The sequence below is a fragment of the Sphingomonas sp. CD22 genome, from assembly GCF_034556155.1.
In the GTDB taxonomy this organism is placed as follows: Bacteria; Pseudomonadota; Alphaproteobacteria; order Sphingomonadales; family Sphingomonadaceae; genus Sphingomonas.
This window is the reverse complement of record NZ_JAYDYX010000006.1, coordinates 140,348-158,007: the sequence shown is the minus strand read 5'-3', so window position 1 is coordinate 158,007 and position 17,660 is coordinate 140,348. Positions and strand designations below refer to the sequence as shown.

17 protein-coding genes, 1 tRNA gene, 2 pseudogenes and 1 other annotated feature are annotated in these 17,660 nt (G+C 64.5%); of the genes and pseudogenes, 13 read left to right on the top strand and 7 right to left on the bottom strand.

What is annotated here, in order from left to right; translation table 11 throughout:
- Window positions 1-86 precede the first annotated feature (86 nt).
- From SFC76_RS13220 to SFC76_RS13200, 5 genes are all read left to right on the top strand, one after another.
- Window positions 87-1,352 (top strand): DUF445 domain-containing protein, encoded by a 1,266-nt coding sequence (locus SFC76_RS13220; RefSeq protein ID WP_322849898.1) that lies wholly within the window; start codon window positions 87-89, stop codon window positions 1,350-1,352.
- Between the two features lie 82 nt (window positions 1,353-1,434).
- The gene (locus SFC76_RS13215; RefSeq protein ID WP_322849897.1) at window positions 1,435-2,535 is read left to right on the top strand and encodes an ABC transporter permease; all 1,101 of its coding nucleotides are present in this window, start codon (window positions 1,435-1,437) and stop codon (window positions 2,533-2,535) included.
- Entirely contained in the window at window positions 2,535-3,440 is a 906-nt protein-coding gene (locus SFC76_RS13210; protein ID WP_322849896.1) for an ABC transporter ATP-binding protein, read from the top strand. The genes SFC76_RS13215 and SFC76_RS13210 overlap by 1 nt, the downstream gene beginning before the upstream one ends.
- The gene (locus tag SFC76_RS13205; protein ID WP_322849895.1) at window positions 3,440-4,402 is read left to right on the top strand and encodes an MlaD family protein; all 963 of its coding nucleotides are present in this window, start codon (window positions 3,440-3,442) and stop codon (window positions 4,400-4,402) included. Before SFC76_RS13210 ends, SFC76_RS13205 begins: the two co-directional genes overlap by 1 nt.
- Before the next feature lie 4 nt (window positions 4,403-4,406).
- A complete protein-coding gene (locus SFC76_RS13200; RefSeq protein ID WP_322849894.1) occupies window positions 4,407-4,994 on the top strand; it encodes an ABC-type transport auxiliary lipoprotein family protein in 588 nt (195 codons plus the stop codon).
- Between the two features lie 4 nt (window positions 4,995-4,998).
- Here SFC76_RS13200 and SFC76_RS13195 read toward each other — a convergent pair whose 3' ends face one another.
- Complete coding sequence (locus SFC76_RS13195; RefSeq protein ID WP_322849893.1) at window positions 4,999-5,850, bottom strand: peptidylprolyl isomerase; 852 nt, start codon at window positions 5,848-5,850, stop codon at window positions 4,999-5,001.
- An 86-nt stretch (window positions 5,851-5,936) separates the two neighbouring features.
- Here SFC76_RS13195 and SFC76_RS13190 point away from each other — a divergent pair.
- The 4 genes from SFC76_RS13190 to terL all read left to right on the top strand — a co-directional run bounded on the left by SFC76_RS13190 (window position 5,937) and on the right by terL (window position 9,996).
- Window positions 5,937-6,027 (top strand) — tRNA-Ser (locus tag SFC76_RS13190).
- A 582-nt stretch (window positions 6,028-6,609) separates the two neighbouring features.
- The gene (locus SFC76_RS13185) at window positions 6,610-8,028 is read left to right on the top strand and encodes a DNA methyltransferase (protein ID WP_322849892.1); all 1,419 of its coding nucleotides are present in this window, start codon (window positions 6,610-6,612) and stop codon (window positions 8,026-8,028) included.
- Entirely contained in the window at window positions 8,015-8,512 is a 498-nt protein-coding gene (locus tag SFC76_RS13180) for a DUF5681 domain-containing protein (RefSeq protein ID WP_322849891.1), read from the top strand. Before SFC76_RS13185 ends, SFC76_RS13180 begins: the two co-directional genes overlap by 14 nt.
- Window positions 8,509-9,996 carry a phage terminase large subunit gene (gene terL, locus SFC76_RS13175; RefSeq protein ID WP_322849890.1) on the top strand — a complete coding sequence of 496 codons (1,488 nt, stop codon included), beginning with the start codon at window positions 8,509-8,511 and terminating at the stop codon, window positions 9,994-9,996. Before SFC76_RS13180 ends, terL begins: the two co-directional genes overlap by 4 nt.
- Window positions 9,997-10,194: 198 nt before the next feature.
- On the opposite strand, the gene SFC76_RS13170 is transcribed toward terL, so the two are convergent.
- On the bottom strand, window positions 10,195-10,707 hold the full coding sequence (locus SFC76_RS13170) for a hypothetical protein (RefSeq protein ID WP_322849889.1): 513 nt from the start codon (window positions 10,705-10,707) through the stop codon (window positions 10,195-10,197).
- A 121-nt stretch (window positions 10,708-10,828) separates the two neighbouring features.
- Here SFC76_RS13170 and SFC76_RS13165 point away from each other — a divergent pair, with 121 nt between their 5' ends.
- Both SFC76_RS13165 and SFC76_RS13160 read left to right on the top strand, forming a co-directional pair.
- The gene (locus SFC76_RS13165) at window positions 10,829-11,032 is read left to right on the top strand and encodes a helix-turn-helix transcriptional regulator (protein ID WP_179510124.1); all 204 of its coding nucleotides are present in this window, start codon (window positions 10,829-10,831) and stop codon (window positions 11,030-11,032) included.
- 73 nt (window positions 11,033-11,105) lie between these two features.
- Entirely contained in the window at window positions 11,106-11,300 is a 195-nt protein-coding gene (locus tag SFC76_RS13160) for a hypothetical protein (RefSeq protein ID WP_322849888.1), read from the top strand.
- 7 nt (window positions 11,301-11,307) lie between these two features.
- Here SFC76_RS13160 and SFC76_RS13155 read toward each other — a convergent pair whose 3' ends face one another.
- The 4 genes and pseudogenes from SFC76_RS13155 to SFC76_RS13140 form a co-directional block, all read right to left on the bottom strand.
- Complete coding sequence (locus SFC76_RS13155) at window positions 11,308-12,972, bottom strand: recombinase family protein (RefSeq protein WP_322849887.1); 1,665 nt, start codon at window positions 12,970-12,972, stop codon at window positions 11,308-11,310.
- Window positions 12,969-13,376, bottom strand: a complete 408-nt coding sequence (locus SFC76_RS13150; RefSeq protein ID WP_322849886.1) for a DUF2924 domain-containing protein — start codon at window positions 13,374-13,376, stop codon at window positions 12,969-12,971. Before SFC76_RS13150 ends, SFC76_RS13155 begins: the two co-directional genes overlap by 4 nt.
- A 5-nt stretch (window positions 13,377-13,381) precedes the next feature.
- On the bottom strand, window positions 13,382-13,897 hold the full coding sequence (locus SFC76_RS13145; protein WP_322849885.1) for a DUF3489 domain-containing protein: 516 nt from the start codon (window positions 13,895-13,897) through the stop codon (window positions 13,382-13,384).
- Between the two features lie 503 nt (window positions 13,898-14,400).
- Window positions 14,401-14,867: pseudogene (locus SFC76_RS13140) on the bottom strand (IS5 family transposase); the annotation flags it as partial.
- Between the two features lie 475 nt (window positions 14,868-15,342).
- Here SFC76_RS13140 and SFC76_RS13135 point away from each other — a divergent pair.
- Window positions 15,343-16,572, top strand: a pseudogene (locus SFC76_RS13135) (IS3 family transposase).
- Window positions 15,627-15,743: a sequence feature (AL1L pseudoknot), on the top strand. Its footprint overlaps the pseudogene before it by 117 nt.
- A 1-nt stretch (window position 16,573) precedes the next feature.
- Here the strand turns inward: SFC76_RS13135 and SFC76_RS13130 are convergent.
- On the bottom strand, window positions 16,574-16,741 hold the full coding sequence (locus tag SFC76_RS13130; RefSeq protein WP_322849884.1) for a hypothetical protein: 168 nt from the start codon (window positions 16,739-16,741) through the stop codon (window positions 16,574-16,576).
- Between the two features lie 266 nt (window positions 16,742-17,007).
- Between SFC76_RS13130 and SFC76_RS13125 the strand changes: the two genes are divergently transcribed.
- Window positions 17,008-17,511 carry a MucR family transcriptional regulator gene (locus SFC76_RS13125; protein WP_322849883.1) on the top strand — a complete coding sequence of 168 codons (504 nt, stop codon included), beginning with the start codon at window positions 17,008-17,010 and terminating at the stop codon, window positions 17,509-17,511.
- The last annotated feature ends 149 nt before the right edge of the window (window positions 17,512-17,660 follow it).

Below are 17,660 nucleotides of genomic sequence, written 5' to 3'. Positions count from 1 at the left end.
CAAGCCGCGCACCGCCCGCACCCCATCGCCCAGCCCAATCAGCCAATCCACTTGAACTTCCCCCGCGCTCGGGGATTGTTTCGCGCATGACATCCTTCCCCCGCGCCAGCACCACCGAGGCGGCACCGCCCGCGCTGGTCCGGATGCGGCGTATCGCCGTCGGGCTGCTCGTCGCGATGGCGGCGCTGTTCCTCGTCAGTCGCCAGCTCGCCGCGACGCACCCCGGCTGGGGCTTCGCGCAGGCGTTCGGCGAGGCGGCGATGGTCGGCGGGCTTGCCGACTGGTTCGCGGTCACCGCCCTGTTCCGCCACCCGCTCGGCCTGCCGATCCCGCACACCGCGATCATCCCGCGCAACAAGGATCGCATCGGCGACACGCTCGCCGCGTTCTTGCGCACGAATTTCCTCCAGCCCGCGGTGATCGGCCGGCGTATGCGCCGCGTCGATGTCGCCACCGCGATCGCGCGCTGGCTCACCGATCCGCCCGAGGGGGCAGGGGGCCGCTTCCGCCAGGGCGCGTCGAAACTCGTCGCGCAGGTGCTCGACGGGCTCGATCCGCAGCGGCTGGGCGGCATGGTCAAGGCCGGCATCGCCGCCCGCCTCCGCGAGACCGAGGTCGCGCCGATCCTCGGCCGGGTGATGCAGGCCGCGCTTGCCGAACAGCGCCATGCGCCGCTGCTCGACGGCGCGATCCGCTGGGGGGCGAAGGCGCTCGCCGCCAATGAACATCTCGTCCGCCAGATGGTCCACGACCGCGCCGGCTCGATCCTGCGCTGGACCGGGCTCGACGAGACGGTGGCGGACAAGCTCATCGCCGGGCTCGACAAACTGGTCGCCGACATGGCCGACGATCCGCAGCATCCGCTGCGCCTCAAGGCGGAGGAAGGGCTCGACCGGCTCGCCTGGGACCTGCAATTCGACCCCGCCACCCGCGCGCGGGTCGAGGCGATGAAGGTCGAGCTGATCGCCAATCCGGCGATGCAGCGCTGGCTCGACGGCCTGTGGGAATCCGCACGCGCCGGGCTGCTGCGGGTGGCGCGCGACCCCGAAGGCGCGATGCAGGGGCAATTGGGCGACATGCTGCGCCAACTCGGCCAGACGCTGACGCAGGACCCGCGACTGTCGCATACGATCAACCGCTTCGTCCGCCGCGCGGTGGTCGGCATCGCCGCGGATTACGGCGACGGCATCGTCCGTTTGGTGTCGGAGACGGTGCGCGGCTGGGATGCCGATACGATCACCAGCCGGCTGGAGAATGCGGTCGGCCGCGACCTGCAATATATCCGCATCAACGGCACGCTGGTCGGCGGGCTGGTCGGCCTCGCCATCCACGCCGTCGACGTGCTGTTGTGAACCCGCGCTGTCCGGCCAACCCAACCGTCTCGTATGATAAACGCCTTGCCGTGGATCGGAACTTGCCGCACAAGCACAGGCGATGAGCGCCACAGCCGAATTCGAGCAGGACAGCGGCGGAACCCTTCGCTTTTCCGGTGATCTGCTGTTGCGGACGCTCGGCACGCTGCCCGATCGGCTCGACGCGATCAGCGGCCCGGTCGAGCGGATCGACCTCAGCGGCATCGGCCGGATCGACACCGTCGGCGCCTGGGTCGTCCATCGCCTCGCGACCCGCCACGAGGCGGCGATCGAGGGGCTCGACGAGGACGGCCGCTATCTGCTCGATTCGGTGGTCGCCGCCGACCGGCCGGTCGCGCTGCCCCCGCATGCGCGCAACGCGTTCAGCAAGATGCTCGGCGAGATCGGCGATGCGGTCATCATCACGCTGCGCACGCTGTACGGGCTGCTCGGCTTCATGGGCGCGACGACGATCGCCTTCGTCAACGTCGTGCGCCATCCCAGCCGCTTCCGCTTCAACGCGACGGTCCATCGGTTCGAGGTGGTCGGCGTCCAGGCGCTCGCCATCGTCGGGCTGATGAGCTTCCTGATCGGCATCGTCATCGCCCAGCAGGGCGCGGTCCAGCTCCGCCAGTTCGGCGCAGAAGTGTTCACCATCAATCTGGTCGGCCGGCTCACGTTGCGTGAACTCGGTGTACTCATGACCGCGATCATGGTCGCCGGCCGCTCCGGCTCGGCCTTTGCCGCGCAGCTCGGCACGATGAAGCTGACCGAGGAGATCGACGCGATGCGCACGATCGGCGTCTCGCCGATGGAGGCGCTGGTGCTGCCGCGCACGATCGCGGCGGTGCTGCTGATGCCGCTGCTCGGCTTCTATTCTTCGCTGATCGCGATCATCGGCGGCGGCCTGCTCGCCTGGGTGTCGCTCGACATCCCGCCGGTCACCTTCATCCAGCGCATCCGCGAGGTCGTGCCGATCACCGACCTTTATATCGGCCTGATCAAGGCGCCGGTATTCGGTGCGATCATCGCCATCGCCGGCTGCTTCCAGGGCATGCTGGTCGAATCGGACGCCGAACAGGTCGGCCTGCGCACCACGTCGGCGGTGGTGCAGGCGATCTTCCTCGTCATCGTGCTCGACGCCTTCTTCGCGGTGTTCTTCACCTGGGTGGGGTGGAATTGATGGCGCAGCGCGAGCCGCAGGACGACGCACCGATCATCCAGGTGCGCGGCCTCAAGAATGCGTTCGGCGATTCGGTCGTCCACGACGATCTCGATCTCGACGTGCGCCGCGGCGAGATCCTCGGCGTGGTCGGCGGCTCGGGCACCGGCAAGTCGGTGCTGATGCGCTCGATCATCGGCCTGCAGACCCCGGTCGAGGGCGACATCACCGTCTTCGGCGAACCGACGATCGGCCGCGAAGAGACCGAGGCGACCGACATCCGCAAGCGCTGGGGCGTGCTGTTCCAGGGCGGCGCCCTGTTCTCGACGCTGACCGTCGCCGAGAACGTGCAGGTGCCGTTGCGCGAGTTCTACAATGACCTCAACCCGGCGCTGATGGCGGAGATCGCCGCCTATAAGGTGGTGATGACCGGCCTGTCGCCCGACGCCGGCCCCAAATATCCCGCCGAACTGTCGGGCGGCATGAAGAAGCGCGCCGGCCTCGCCCGCGCGCTCGCGCTCGACCCCGAATTGCTGTTCCTCGACGAGCCCACCGCGGGGCTCGACCCGATCGGCGCGGCGGCGTTCGACGGCCTCACCAAATCGTTGCAGAAGACGCTGGGGCTCACCGTCTTCCTGATTACCCACGATCTCGACACACTGTATGCGATCTGCGACCGCGTCGCGGTGCTTGCCGACAAGAAGGTGATCGCGGTCGGCACGATCGACGAACTGCTCGCGCTCGATCACCCGTGGATCGAGGAATATTTCAAGGGTCCGCGCGGCCGCGCCGCGATCGCGACGCAGGAAGCGCAGGCGGAGGCGTCGCAGCATCCGACCGAAGTGAAGACGCAGCAGATCGCGGCAAGTCCGGCCGCCGCCACCGAACCGGCCGAACCGGCCCGACCCCCTGTAGGGACCGACTGATGGAAACCCGTTCCAACCATGTGATCGTCGGCGCGGTGGTGCTGATCCTCCTCGCAATGCTCGCGATCTTCACCGTATGGATCGCCCGGTTGGGTGGCGCGAGCGAACGTGAATACGACATCTTCTTCAAGCAGGCGGTCGACGGTGTCGCCGTGGGGTCTACGGTCACCTATTCGGGCGTACCGACCGGTCAGGTAAAGACGATCGCCTTGTGGAAGCCAGATCCACAGTTCGTCCGTGTCCGCGTGACGGTCAAAGATGAGACGCCGATCCTTCAGGGCACTACCGCGACCATCCAAGGCAGCTTCACCGGCACCAGCACGGTCGCGCTGGACGGTGCGCGCAAGGGGGCGCCGCCAATCGCCTGCCCCGATCATCCGGATGCGACGCAATGCCCGTACGGCGTGCCGGTCATCCCGACTAAGCAGGGCGGTATCGGCGCGATCCTCAATTCGGCGCCGCAGCTGCTCGAGCGTTTGTCGACGCTGACCGAGCGGCTGACCGGGCTGCTCACCGATCGCAACCAGGCGTCGATCGCCGGCATCCTCGACAATACCAATCGCTTGTCTGGCGCGCTCGCCGATCGCGGGCCGGAGATCGCCGCGACGCTGGCGCAGACGCGCATTGCCATCCAGCAGGCGGGTGACGCGGCCCAGTCAATCGGCAAGCTTGCCGACACGACCAACGGCGTGCTCGCCCAGGACGTCAAGCCGACGATGCAGAACCTCAACAAGGCGATCGCATCGGCGCAGCAGAGCGCCGAAACGCTCAACTCGGCGATCCAGGACGCGCGCCCCGGCCTGCAGACCTTCTCGAAACAGACGATACCGGAGGCGAACCGGCTGGTACGCGACCTGCGCGTCACCGCGACGGCGCTGTCGTCGATCGCCGACAAGGTCGATCAGGGCGGCGCCAGCTCGCTGATCGGCCAGCAGAAGCTCCCCGATTACAAGGGCAAGTGAGATCATGAAGACCAAGCTTCTCCTCCTCGCCGCGGCGCTGCCGCTCGCCGGCTGCATCAGCTTCGGTGCCAAGCCGCCGCCCTCGCTGCTGACCCTCGACGCAATCTCCGCGCCCGCGGTCGGTGCCGATCAGAATTCGGCGAAGACGCGCTCGATCACCATCCAGGTGCCCGCGACGCCGACCGCGATCGCCGGCGGCCGCGTGCCGGTGCAGGCGACGCCGACGACGATCGCCTACGTCAAGGACGCGCTCTGGGCCGAGCCGCCCGCCCGATTGTTCGCGCGGCTATTGTCCGACACGGTGTCGGCGCGCAGCAACATGGTGGTGCTCTCGACCGTCCAGTCGATCGGCGACCCGAGTGCGACGCTCGCCGGCGAATTGCGCCGCTTCGGCCTCGACGCGACGACGCGCGAGGCGGTGGTGACCTATGACGCCTCGCTGGTCCGCGCCGGCAAGGAGACGGTCGAGAAGCGCCGCTTCGAGGCGCGCGTGCCGGTGACCGCGATCGATGCGGCGACCGCCGGCCCGGCGATCAGCCAGGCGGCCAACCAGGTCGCGGTCGAGGTCGCCACCTGGGTCGCTGCGAGCTGATCGGCTAGCGCGGCGTGCGCCGGACCGCCGGCAGCACGTCGCACACCGCCGCGCCGCCCAGGCCCACCGTGGGCGCGTCGGGGGTCTCGCGCTTGGCCACCGCCGCGGCGAACCGCGGATTGTCGGCGCTGCGATATTGGAAGTGCGGCCGGTCGCCCGCGGGCATGTCGCTCGCCAGCCGTACCGAGACGATCGGCAGCCGCTCCGCCGCGGTCGCATAGACGCCCATCGCCGCCTCGCTGCGCGGCAGGCCCGATAGATAGCCCATCCCCTCGACGATCCGCCCGACGACAGTGTAATTGCGATCGAGCCGCCGCGCCGACTGGCCGATCGGCGTGAACAATTCCGCTCCCGATCCGGTGCTCGGCAGCGCGTCGCGCGCGACGCCGACCATGCCGTAGCAATGCGTCAGCCACGCCTGCCGCCCGTTGGTGGCGACCGGCCAGCCCTCGGCGGTGATGCCGCTCGCGGTGGAATAGCTGTCCGCCTTGGTCATCCGCATCGCGGGCTGGAAGGCAGCGATCTCGAATTCGGCGGCGGGATGATCGGTGATGCCCGCGGGCAGCGGCTTCTTCTCGGTGGCGTCGCCCCATTGCGCCACCCAATTCTCCTGCACGCGGTAGACGCTGGCATCGTCCCACCAGCGCGCCCGGGCGAGCGCGCGGATGTTGGCGACGTGCGCCGGGGCGAAGGCCGGCGCGAGGCGGATGACGACCTGCTTGCCCGTGGCGAGCGTCATCACCAGCAGTTCGTCGTCGGGCACCGCCCGCCAATCGGCCTCGACCGGGTCGGCGGGGGTGGCGGCGGGCGCGGCCTGGAGCGGTGGCGCGGCGGCGAGAAGGAGCAGGCTGAGCATGCCGCGAGACTGGCCCAGGCCCGCCGATCACGCAATCACTTGCAGCCCGGATGCGGACCGGCTACGCGCGCCTTTCCAGGACATGCGGAGCGGTGGCCGAGTGGTCGAAGGCGCTCGCCTGGAAAGTGAGTATACGTCAAAAGCGTATCGAGGGTTCGAATCCCTCCCGCTCCGCCACCTAGTCTGCTGACGCTTCCTCGCTGCGAAGCGGCAGGCGGAATGCGGCGCAGTTCCGCGGCATTTCCCTGTAGAACCGTAGCGCGGAGAGTTTCTCTCTTACGATTCTAGGCCGATCAATTCCCTGTTTTCTCCGCCGCGCGAGGCGGCAGTACCGTTTGCCATTTCCGCGGTCGAATTTTCCCTAAAAGCGGCCTTCTACAGGGAAAAGGCGCGGATCAGCACGCAAGGGTCCGGAGACGAAGCCGGCAAACCACAGATCTACGAGCAATTGGCGTCGCTTTTCCCTAAGTTGCGTTGCAGGGAATTGGACCTTGGCGTTTGCGGTAAGCAGCGAGGCGCAAGGTCGAACGCACGCCTTCATGGGAAAATGCCCTTTCCCATCTTGTCAACCTAAATCGTCAGGCCCACTTCCCGGCCAGGCCACTCGGCCTCGGAGCAGTCCGCGACATCACGTCAGCGGCATCACCGCACATCGATAACGGTCTTGCCTGGCAGGCGAGTCGCTGGTCCTCAATTGCTGTAAGTAGCGCTTGAGGAGGTGCGCCCTCTTGCCTGGCGGACGTCAGAAGGAGCCGCGCCATGTCGCAACCGAATACCCGCGCCCGTTCCGCGGACAGCAAGATGCTGTTCGCGCGCCTCGGGCCTGTCACCTACCGTCGTCCCGCCGATCTCGTTGCCTACAAGCGCAACGCACGCAAACATCCCGAGCGCCAGCTGGTGGCGCTTGAAGCCTCCATCCGGCAGTTCGGCTTCAACGCACCCGTGCTTATCGCGGTGGATGGTGAGATCATCGCCGGTCACGCCCGCGTCGAAGCGGCCAAGCGTGTTGGTCTCGACGAGATCCCGACGATCTCTGCCGACCACCTCTCGCCAGCACAGGTGAAGGCGTATCGCCTTGCGGATAATCGCCTGCCTGAACTTGCCACCTGGGACATGGACGCACTGATCGTCGAACTCGAGGAGATCATCGCCCTCGATGAGATCCAGGTCGAGAGCATGGGCTGGTCGTCAGCGGAGATGGACAGCTTGTTCTCGCAGGCGGAGCCCGATGCCAAAGCGGCCACGGATCCCGCAGACCAGCAGCCCAACCCGCCGGTAAATGCCGTCGCGAAACCCGGAGATCTCTGGTTGCTCGGGCGGCACCGTCTGCTGTGTGGGTCGGCACTCGAATCTTCGTCGTGGGACCGGCTGCTGAACGGCCAAATCGCCACGATGATCTTCACCGATCCGCCCTACAATGTACCGATCACTGGCCACGTCAGTGGTCTTGGCAAGGTGCAGCACGCCGAGTTCGCCCAGGCGTCAGGCGAGATGAGCCGCGACGAATTTACCGCATTTCTCACCCAGTTCCTCGCCGCGATGCTGCCGCACGTCGTCGACGGCGGTGTCGTCGATCTGTGCATGGACTGGCGCCACCTGCGCGAACTTCTCGCCGCCATCGACACCAACGCCTTGTCGCTGCTGAACCTGTGCTGCTGGAACAAGACCAACGGGGGGATGGGGTCGCTGTACCGGTCCAAGCACGAGCTGATCGCGATCGCGAAAAAGGGCCGTGCGCCGCACATCAACAACGTCGAACTCGGCAAGCACGGCCGCTATCGCACCAACGTCTGGGACTATGCCGGGGTAAACAGCTTCGGCGCCAGCCGTATGCAGGACCTCGCCGATCACCCGACGGTAAAACCCATCGCGCTGGTCGCGGACGCGATCCGCGACGTCACCCACCAGGGCGACATCGTTCTTGATGCCTTCATGGGATCAGGCACGACGCTGCTCGCTGCCGAGCGCACCGGCCGGGTGGGCTACGGCACCGAGATCGAACCACGCTACATCGACGTTGCCATTGAGCGTTGGCAGCAGATGACCGGGAAAGCCGCCACGCTCGATGGCGATGGCCGGACGTGGACCGAGGTGGCCGCTGAACGCCTGCTCCGGAACGACGCGCAAGCGGACGAGGCTGGCCTTGATCAGGAGGAGGTGGACCATGTCACCGCATGAGAACCTGCCGCCAGCCCGGCCACGCCGGCGTCCCGTGCCCCAGCCGGTGCCCGCGCCCCCGCCAGTGCCGGAGAAGCCGGACTATGAAGTGGGCTACGGCAAGCCGCCGGTGCACACCCGTTTCCAGAAAGGGCAATCGGGTAATCCGAAGGGGCGCAAGAAAGGCTCGAAGAACCTCAACACGCTGGTGTTGGAGCTGCTCGACGAGCGGATCGCGGTGAACACGCCGGAAGGCCGCCGTTATGTCTCGCGCGTCGAGGTGCTGTTGCGCAAGCTCATGGAGCTCGCCGGCAAGGGCAATGCCCGCGCCATCGACCAGATGCTGCGGCATTATGCGAACGCACAAGCGTCCCCGTCAACGGGTTCGGGGGTGACTGAAGCTGAAGCGGCGCAGGACGTCACCGACGCTGATCTGGCGAGCCTCGCGCTGCTGCGTGACATCCTGCTTGGGGATGTGGCGGCAGGAGAGGCAGGTGCGTCATGACACCGCTGGAGTACAAAGCGCTGGCGGCCGCACGCCGCCAGCGCCTCAGTCTCTTCCTCGTCAAGGCGTTCGAGACACTGCATCCGGGCGAACGGCCATTGCAGTGCGGCTGGTACATTCAATCCATGTGCTACGCGCTCGAGCAAGTCGAACGCGGGGAGGAGCGGCGGCTCGTAATCACGGTGCCGCCCCGCCACCTGAAGTCGGTCACTGCCTCCGTTGCGTTTGTCGCATGGGCGCTGGGGCGTGACCCGACGCTGAAGATCATGGTCGCAAGCTACAGCCAGGAGCTCTCCCGGCAGCATGCCGTCCAATGTCGGACCCTGTTGGAGTCGGCATGGTATCAGCGTCTCTTTCCTAACACGCGGATCGCTGATGGTGGCAATCGCGCGCTTGAAGTCGTCACCACGCGCGGGGGCATGCGCAAGGGCGTCTCGGTCGGCGGTTCGGTTACCGGTTTCGGTGCCGACCTCATCATCGTCGACGACTGCATGAAGGCCGACGACGTGAAGAGCGTCACCAGCCGCGAGGAGGTCAAGGGCTGGTTCGGCAATACCCTCTTCACGCGCCTCAACGACAAGCAAACCGGGCGCATTCTGTCGATCCAGCAGCGGCTTCACGAAGACGATCTGCCCGCGATGCTGCTCGAGCGCGGCTACCGTCACCTCAACCTGCCGGCGATTGCGGAACGCGAGGAAGAGGTCCCGATCGGGCCGGGGCGCGTTCATCGACGCGCGGTTGGCGACCTGCTCAACCCGGCCCGCGAGGATCGCGCGCTGCTCGATCGCATCCGGCGCGAACTCGGGCCGGCCGTCTTCTCGGCACAGTATCAGCAGGATCCGGTGGCTCCGGAGGGCAATGCGATCCGGATGGAGTGGTTCAGAACGTATGACGAGCCACCGGCTCGTAACGCCTTCACCAAGGTCATCCAGAGTTGGGACACCGGCATGAGCGGGGCCCCCACCAGCGACTTTTCCGTTTGCACGACCTGGGGGTTCCGGACTGACAAATGGTACCTCCTCGACGTTTACCGCCAGCGGCTCGATTTTCCGGACCTGCGCAACGCGATGATCCGGCTCTGGCAGCAGTGGGAACCCGACCGGGTGCTCATCGAAGACGCCGGTGCAGGCAAATCCGTTGCGCAGGACATACGGTTGTCCGGCAAGTTCACGCCGATGCTGTGCAAGGTTGCAACGGACAAGATGTCGCGTTTTACCGGTTGCTTCGGCGAGATCGAGGCAGGGAACATCCTTCTGCCGGTTGAGGCACCATGGCTGGACGAGCTCCGCAAGGAGCTACGCGCCTTCCCGCACGGGCGACACGACGACCAGGTTGATAGCCTGAGCCAGTTCATCAACCATCAAAAACGCCACTGGGCGTGGGTGATTACGGAGATCGATCCGGTTACCCAGCGCGTTCGGCGTCCGATCCACCACTCGTATCGCCCCTGGGGGCGTCCTGCCGACCCACCACGGCCTGCATGACGGCTATAGCGGAGAGGCAGCGTCCGGCGTGGCGGCTCCGGCCAAGCACGTGGGTCCGGTATTCGTGGCGACGGCCTCGGCCTGATCAACGATAGTGGCAAATACTGGTGGTGACCGGGGGACGAAACACGCATATAAAATCATCTATTCACGTACCCGTCGCGCACCGGAGCCTGTGAAAGCGCCGGCTAAGCAACGTCACTCCGCCATTACCAAGTCACCCGTGGAGCCTGTACAGCCCCGAGTCGCCCAAAGGTCGTCAAACGATGTTCGATCGACCATGTCTGTCTCAACAACGGCTTCTCCGGCGTTGACGCCTATGAAGCGGACGTAACCGGCCATTGCGCCAAAGCTGTTGCGAGAGTTGACCTCCCCGCAGACGACCAGTCTCCCAGCGTTCATGCTATAGACTCTCAAGTTGCGATATTCGGCAGAGCCGGCGTCTTTCAAATGAAATGCAACAGCTGCCTTACTGTTCCTAAGCGCTTCAGCCGCAGGATTGGGATGCAAAAGGCCGTATAGAACGAGAAAGAATATGCCGAGTCCGATCATCCCGACGACCGTCAGGATGACGCGGCTTATGCTCCACTGGTTTGCATTATGAAGGTTAGATCTCTCGTGATGGACCATTGCCGCCGGTACGCAGGCTTGGGCGTTATTCGGTTGGCGCTTGAACTCGCTACTCCCGCCTGCGCCGTTGCCGAAAGACATAATTACTGACCTCCTGTCGACTATCAGTGACAGCAGCCATGCGGAAGTACCGTGAGAAATCAACGGGAATGTCACTGATCGTCTGTAGATCAATCGTCGACAGCGCGGTCTTCAGGCGGGTGTGGATGTTCGCCAGCGCCTTGCCACCAACCTGCGCCGCCTGCGGAACCAGCATGGCTGGAGCCAGGAGGACTATGCCGATCGCGCCGGCATCCACCGCACTTATGTAAGCGATCTCGAGCGCGCCGCTCGCAATCCGACGATCACGCTGGTCGAGAAGCTCGCCGTACCCTTTGATCTTACGGCAAGCGACCTGATCGCCTGATCGCGGGTGCCTGAAAAGCTGCGTCTCGACTTCTGAATGCTTCCCGGGCCTTGGTCCGGGCAGGAGGCAGGCGATGACCGCAGACGAGATGATCAGGATCCAGATGACGGCCGCGGGCATGCTCATGGAGGACCTCTCCGCCAAGGTGGTGCTCGACCCGCTCCACCCCGACCGGCCGCAAGAGTTGCGCGAGCTAGCGGGAGATCTGAACACCATCGCAGAGGCGGTGGACTCTATCCGCCGTGTTGGACCTGCAAGCCGTGAGTGAAGACGCGTCACCGGCCTCGTGCTGGTAGCAGCGTCGCGATCTGCGTCTCCCAGTCGGCGACAATAGCGCCTTCGGCGGTCAGGCTAGCAACGGTCACCCCGGCGCGCTGGCGCCCGGCAAGGATCGCCTCGGTAACGGCGGGCGCGAGGAAGGCCAACCGGAGCACACGCGCTACATAGGAACTGGTCACGCCTTCGCGTGCGGCGAGTTCGCTGGTGCTGATCTTGCCGCCGCGCAACATGCCCCACCAACGCCGAGCCTGGACAAGCACACGTATCAGCGAGCGGTCGGGTGTAGCCTGGGCGGTGGCGCCGCTGTCCTGCACCAGTCGCAATGCGCGACCTGACCGCGTCAGTCGGGCAGCACAGCCGATCTCGATGGTGGCTGGCGCCTCGGCGTGCTGGTCCATGCCAAGGGCGCGGCCAAGCGCTGTGGTGTCGCAGGTCAGCGTTACCGTGGCGTCGCCGACCTGCACCCTGGTTACGATGGCGCGAAGGGCAGGGGAACGGCGCTCGCCAAGCTGCTCGGCCAATGCCTCACAGCGTGCGTGCAGGTCCGCCACCTGATGAACCTGCACGTCGAGCGCCGCCATGGTGGCAAGTTCGAGCGGCTGACGAACAAGCTGCTGCATCCGCTCAGTGACGAGCGCCTCAATCTCCCTCGCCGGGATCCGCACTCCGGCGTCGCTGGTCGCTTGCTGCAGCGCGCGGCTGACATAGTAGCGATGGCGCACCTTGTTCTTGGTCGCATGCGTCGCAATCAGGGGCTCACCATCTCCATCGACGATCCTGCCCGCCAGCGGGCTGCTTTCGGCGACACCAGCACGGGTGCGGTGACCCTGGAGATGGTCGGCAAGCATCGCCTGCACGGCGGCAAAGGTCGCCTCGTCGATGATCGCCGGGTGAAGCCCTGGATAGACCTTGTCCTTGTGGCCGATCCTGCCGGTGTAGATGACGTTCTTGAGGATCTGGTAGAGCTGCCCGCGGGTGAAAGCCCCACCGCCGAGCGGCTTGCCGCCAACCGTGGTTCTGGGCGGTACCGTCACCCCGCGTTGTGCCAGCTCCTCCATCAGCCGCCGCACGCTGCCAAGCGCCAGATATCGTCGGTAGAGATGACGCACGAGCGTGGCGTGTTCCTCGACGATGACGAGGCTGCGGTCATTGGGAGCATAGCCAAGTGGCGGTGTCCCACCCATCCACATGCCGCGCGCTTTAGACGCTGCAATCTTGTCGCGGATGCGCTCGGCGGTGACCTCACGCTCGAATTGCGCGAAGGACAGCAGCATGTTGAGGGTGAGGCGACCCATGCTGGTCGTGGTGTTGAACGACTGGGTGACCGACACGAAGCTCGTACCCGCGGCATCGAACGTCTCGACCAGCTTGGCAAAGTCGAACAGCGAGCGGGTCAGCCTGTCGACCTTGTAGACGACGATGATGTCGACCCGGCCAGCGGCCACTTCGGCGAGCAGGCGCTTAAGGGCAGGGCGCTCGAGCGTGCCGCCCGACAGCCCGCCATCGTCGTAGATCTCCGGCAGCGCCGACCAGCCCTCGCTGGCCTGGCTGAGAATATAGGCGGCGCAGGCCTCGCGCTGTGCATCAAGGCTGTTGAAGCTCTGTTCCAAACCCTCGTCCGACGACTTCCTGGTGTAGATCGCGCAACGCACCGTCTTCATGCGGCCACCGCCTTCTTCTTGAGACCGAAGAAGGCAGGGCCAGACCAGCGCGTGCCGGTGATCGCGCGGGCAACCTCGCTCAGCGAGCGCCATTCGCGCTCGTCCCAGCGGATCACCTGATCCTCGCCGACGGTGACGACGTGAGCACGGCCCTGCCACTCCCGCACAAGCCGCATGCCGGGCGTTGCCGCCTGCGTGCGGGTTTGCCCACGGCCAAGCTGATCGAGCGTCTGGCTTGCGGTGCGGGCGAGGCCGGCAGAGGCGCGCGCCTGGATCTCCCAGGCGAGCGCCAGGCGGAGCATCCTTGGGCTCACCTTGGGTGCCGGGCTGCCGACGAGACTGCGCCATCGCTGGCGCAGTACATCGGAGGGTAGCGTCCCCAGTTCCGCGAGAGTGCTGGCCATGTCCATCACGCCACTCCGAAGATGCGGTAGCAGGTCATGCCATCGCGTTTGATCCGCTGGATGCTGTGGCCCTTCTTGCGCAGACCGGTGATGGCGGCGCGGATGGTGTGCGGCAGCCAGCCGGTAGCCGTCATCAACTCAGTCACAGGAACACCATCCTTCCGCGCCAGCAGCGTCAACACGGTCGCGATCTTCGTCGGGGCTTTCTCGACGTCGATGATTTCGGGCAGCTGCGCGGAGGCGGCTTCGCTTGCATTCTCGTCTTCCGCGCTGACCCCGATTGCTGCCATGCCGGCCGCGGTGATGAACACGCCGAAGCGCAGGTCACCGTCTGTACGGTGCACGGCGACCTGGTCGGTCGTTTCGCGCTCCACCACCAGCGCCTGCCGTACAAGTCCTGCGATGGCCTTGGTGATGCCGCCGCCGCGCTTGATGCTGGCGTGGAATGGTAGAACGCTGCCGTCCGCGCGCTGGCAGGCGGCGGCAAGCAGGATGCGCTGGGTGTCACTCAATTTTGTCATGATGCTGGTCTCCGGCTTGGAGCAGCACCGATGCTGCCCCACCAGCCAGAGCCCCGGTGAGCAGCTCACCTGGGGCGGTGCGGGGCGCCTGGTGCCCCGCGGTTCGTGTGATGACGCTGTCGCTCTGGTGCGCCGTGAAGTCGAATGGAATGTGCAGCGTAAAGCAATTGGATCCTGCACAAGGCAGCGGACAAGCGGGTTTCCGGTGGATGACCGCCCTGATTGCGCATCTAAGAGTCAGTGCTAGGTAGGTAGTTCTGCACTATTGCTTATCGTGGAGCGGTGCGAGACGGCTCCGAAATGGATTCTAGCGATACCGAAGAGCTTGTTAAACTAGTGCATTTGTGCGGTTTGCGAGCGGGTGCCGATCCCGCCACAAGCAGGTCAGATTGTCCGTTCTGTAACGATCGTATCGAGCTCTGCCGCGCCTGGCTTGCTGGCTTCAGCATCGGTCGAGCCACTCTATCCTCAGCCTACGTTGATACAGCGGCCTCGATCGTGGACGCTGCTGCGCCAGTGTAGTCGCTGACTTGCCCGGCGGTCATGAAGAAGCTCAAAGGGCGCCCGTTTGCATCGGCGACGGCATGGAGCTTGGTGTTCATGCCACCTTTGGTGCGGCCGATCAGGCGGCCGAGATCCGCTTTTTTACCCGCAGGCCCGATGCCGCGCGGTGCGCCTTCAGGTAGGTCGCGTCGATCATGACGGTCTTGGGTTCGGCATTGCCCGCAGCTAGCCCCTCCATCATGCACGTGAATACGCCACGCTCGCCTCAGCGCTTCCACCGGTTGTACAGCGTCTTGTGGGGGCCATAGGCGCTAGGAGCATCGCGCCGGCGCAGCCCGTCGCGGTTGACGAAGACGATGCCGCTCAGCACCCAACGGTCATCCACCCGAGGCTTGCCGTGGCTTCTAAGAAAGAACGGCCGCAGCCGCTCCATCTGATCGTCCGTCAGCCAAAATAGGTCGCTCATCCCAGTCTCCTTGCGGAGCCTGAATCAGATCGCGACGCTCACATCAATGGGTCCTGACCCTAAGTAGTGGATCGATGCGCTCTAGCTCAGCCTGAACAGCCTGACCAAACTGGCGTCCATCGATTTAGGAAGAATGCCGTGAAGGTGTAAGGCATGTTTCGTGACACGCCCGCAAAAGGAGAATGGAAAGCCTGGCTCAGACTGCAACTATAAGAGCAACTTGCTACCGATAAACGGAACGTGTGCGGTCACTCGATGACCTCGTACTAGTTTACCGTTCTTCTCAAAGGGTGATTGGTACGCCTGGATGGTGATGCCTCGCATCGGGAGCAGGAGCACCGGATGCAACGTAAAATCGTCGACACAGACGAGTGGACAGCGCCCCTTGCGTGCGCATGGCATCGCGCTCGATCTCGGATGTGCAGTGAACCGCCCCGGGTTTGTCGGAAGCTCCAACTTCTGAGAAGGTGGAGCCATGACGAGCAAGACGACGAACAAGTTTGCGCCCGAGGTCCGCGAGCGAGCGGTACGGATGGTTTTCGATCACGAGCGCGATCACCCGTCGAGATGGGCGACCGTGGTGTCGATCGCTGAGAAGATCGGCTGCGTTCCGCAGACGCTGCATGAGTGGGTGAAGAAGGCCGAGGTCAACAGCGGCAAGCGTGCCGGTGTCCCGGCCGAAGTCGCTGACAAGGTTAAGGCGCTGGAACGTGAGGTTCGCGAGCTGCGACAGGCCAACGAGATACTGCGCAAGGCGTCCGCGTATTTTGCTCAGGCGGAGCTCGACCGCCCGTTCAAGCGATGATCGCGTTCATTGACGGTAACCGCGACGTCTATGGGGTCGAGCCGATCTGCCGGGTCCTGCCGATCGCCCCATCCACCTACCACGAGCGCGTCGCGCAGCGACAGGATCCAGCGCGTCTGTCGGCGCGGGCACGGCACGATGTCGCTCTCAAGCCCAAGATCGCGCGCGTGTTCGCGGAGAATTTCGCGGTCTACGGCGTGCAAGGTCTGGCGGCAGATGATGCGGGAGGGCTTTGCGGTTGCGCGCTGTACCGTGGAACGGCTGATGCGCGAGATGGGCTTGACAGGCGTTATCCGGGGCAAGCCGGTGCGTACGACCATCAGCGATAAATCGGCGCCGTGCCCGCGCGATCACGTCAACCGGCAGTTCTATGCCCCCGCGCCGAACATGCTGTGGGTGTCGGACTTCACCTACGTCGCGACCTGGGCGGGGTTCGTCTACGTCGCCTTCGTCATCGACACCTACGCCCGCAGGATCGTCGGCTGGCGTGCCAGCAGGACAGCACATGCCAGCTTCGTCCTAGATGCGCTCGAGCAGGCGCTTCATGACCGACGTCCGGTCCACCGTGGTGGCCTGGTCCATCATAGCGACCGCGGGTCGCAATACGTGTCCATCAAGTACACTGAGCGCCTCGCCGAGGCCGGGATCGAGTTGTCGGTCGGCAGCGTCGGCGACAGCTACGACAACGCTTTGGCCGAGACGATCAACGGTCTCTACAAAGCGGAGGTGATCCACAGACGGGGGCCATGGCGTAGCTTCGAAGCTGTCGAATATGCCACGCTCGAGTGGGTCGACTGGTTCAACCATCGTCGACTGCTCGAACCCATCGGCAACATCCCTCCTGCCGAAGCCGAAGATCAATATTATGCTGCCGCAGACAACATCGATATGGCGGCGTGACTCACAACCCAAGGCCTCCGGCAGACCCGGGGCGGTTCACAACCGCCTCGTCGCCATCGAAGGATTCGTAAACACGAAAGCCAGCATCCTCAAGAATGTATGATGTTTCCATCATGATGATCGGATCGTCTTCCACGACGATGGCGTAGGGAATGGTGGAGGGTGCCATGAGCCTTCAACCCACCACATTGATGCGGGTTGCTAATGCGGCAGCGTTTCTTACTGACATGTCGCTCAGTACTAATTTTTAATCCGTTTGAGTGTGTCAGAAGACATAAAGCACACAACGGACATCAGTCTTTACAAAAGCGCCTTTTTCCCTGCTAGCCAGTACCATTTGGCATCGTTTTTGATAGGCCGACGTTGAGCTTAGATAACGCTTGCATCCACTAGCAAGCTAGTTGAACAAAATTCGAAACGCTAAGGGAGCAGAACATGGCTGAGCAAAATGATTTTGACATGGGGCCGAGCGTGGTCGAGCTGGCCACCGAACTGACAGTAGCCTGGCTGAGCAACTCGAATAACCGGATCAATGCCGATGACGTACCTGCGTTCTTGCAGCGTATGCATGACACCGTTTCTGGCCTGTCTGCCGGCAGCGCTGTGAGCAGCGACGATGTCGCTCCGACGCAAGACTATACTCCGGCAGTGTCGGTCAGGAAGTCGCTCGCGTCACGTGACCACATCATTTCGATGGTTGACGGCAAGCCTTACAAGACGCTGCGCCGTCATCTCGCGACCAACGGCATGACGCCAGACGAATACCGAACCCGCTATAGTCTCAAGGCTGATTACCCGATGGTTGCGCCAGCCTACAGCGAAAGCCGCAGCGCCATGGCCAAGACCATTGGTCTAGGGCGTAAGCCGGGACAGCTGAATGCCCCAAAGAAGGAGGCTAAGCCTGCTCGGAAGGCAAAGGGCGCGGACGCGAGCGAATAAATACCCGGACGCACGTCACAGAAGCAGGCTGACGAACGATGTTTAGCCAGCTTCTGTGATGGCGGAGACCGATGCGCCGGGCGGACTATTGGTCGCTTTTCGTCATTCATGAACCGGAGTGGAAGCCTCTGTCTCCATTGGACAGATGA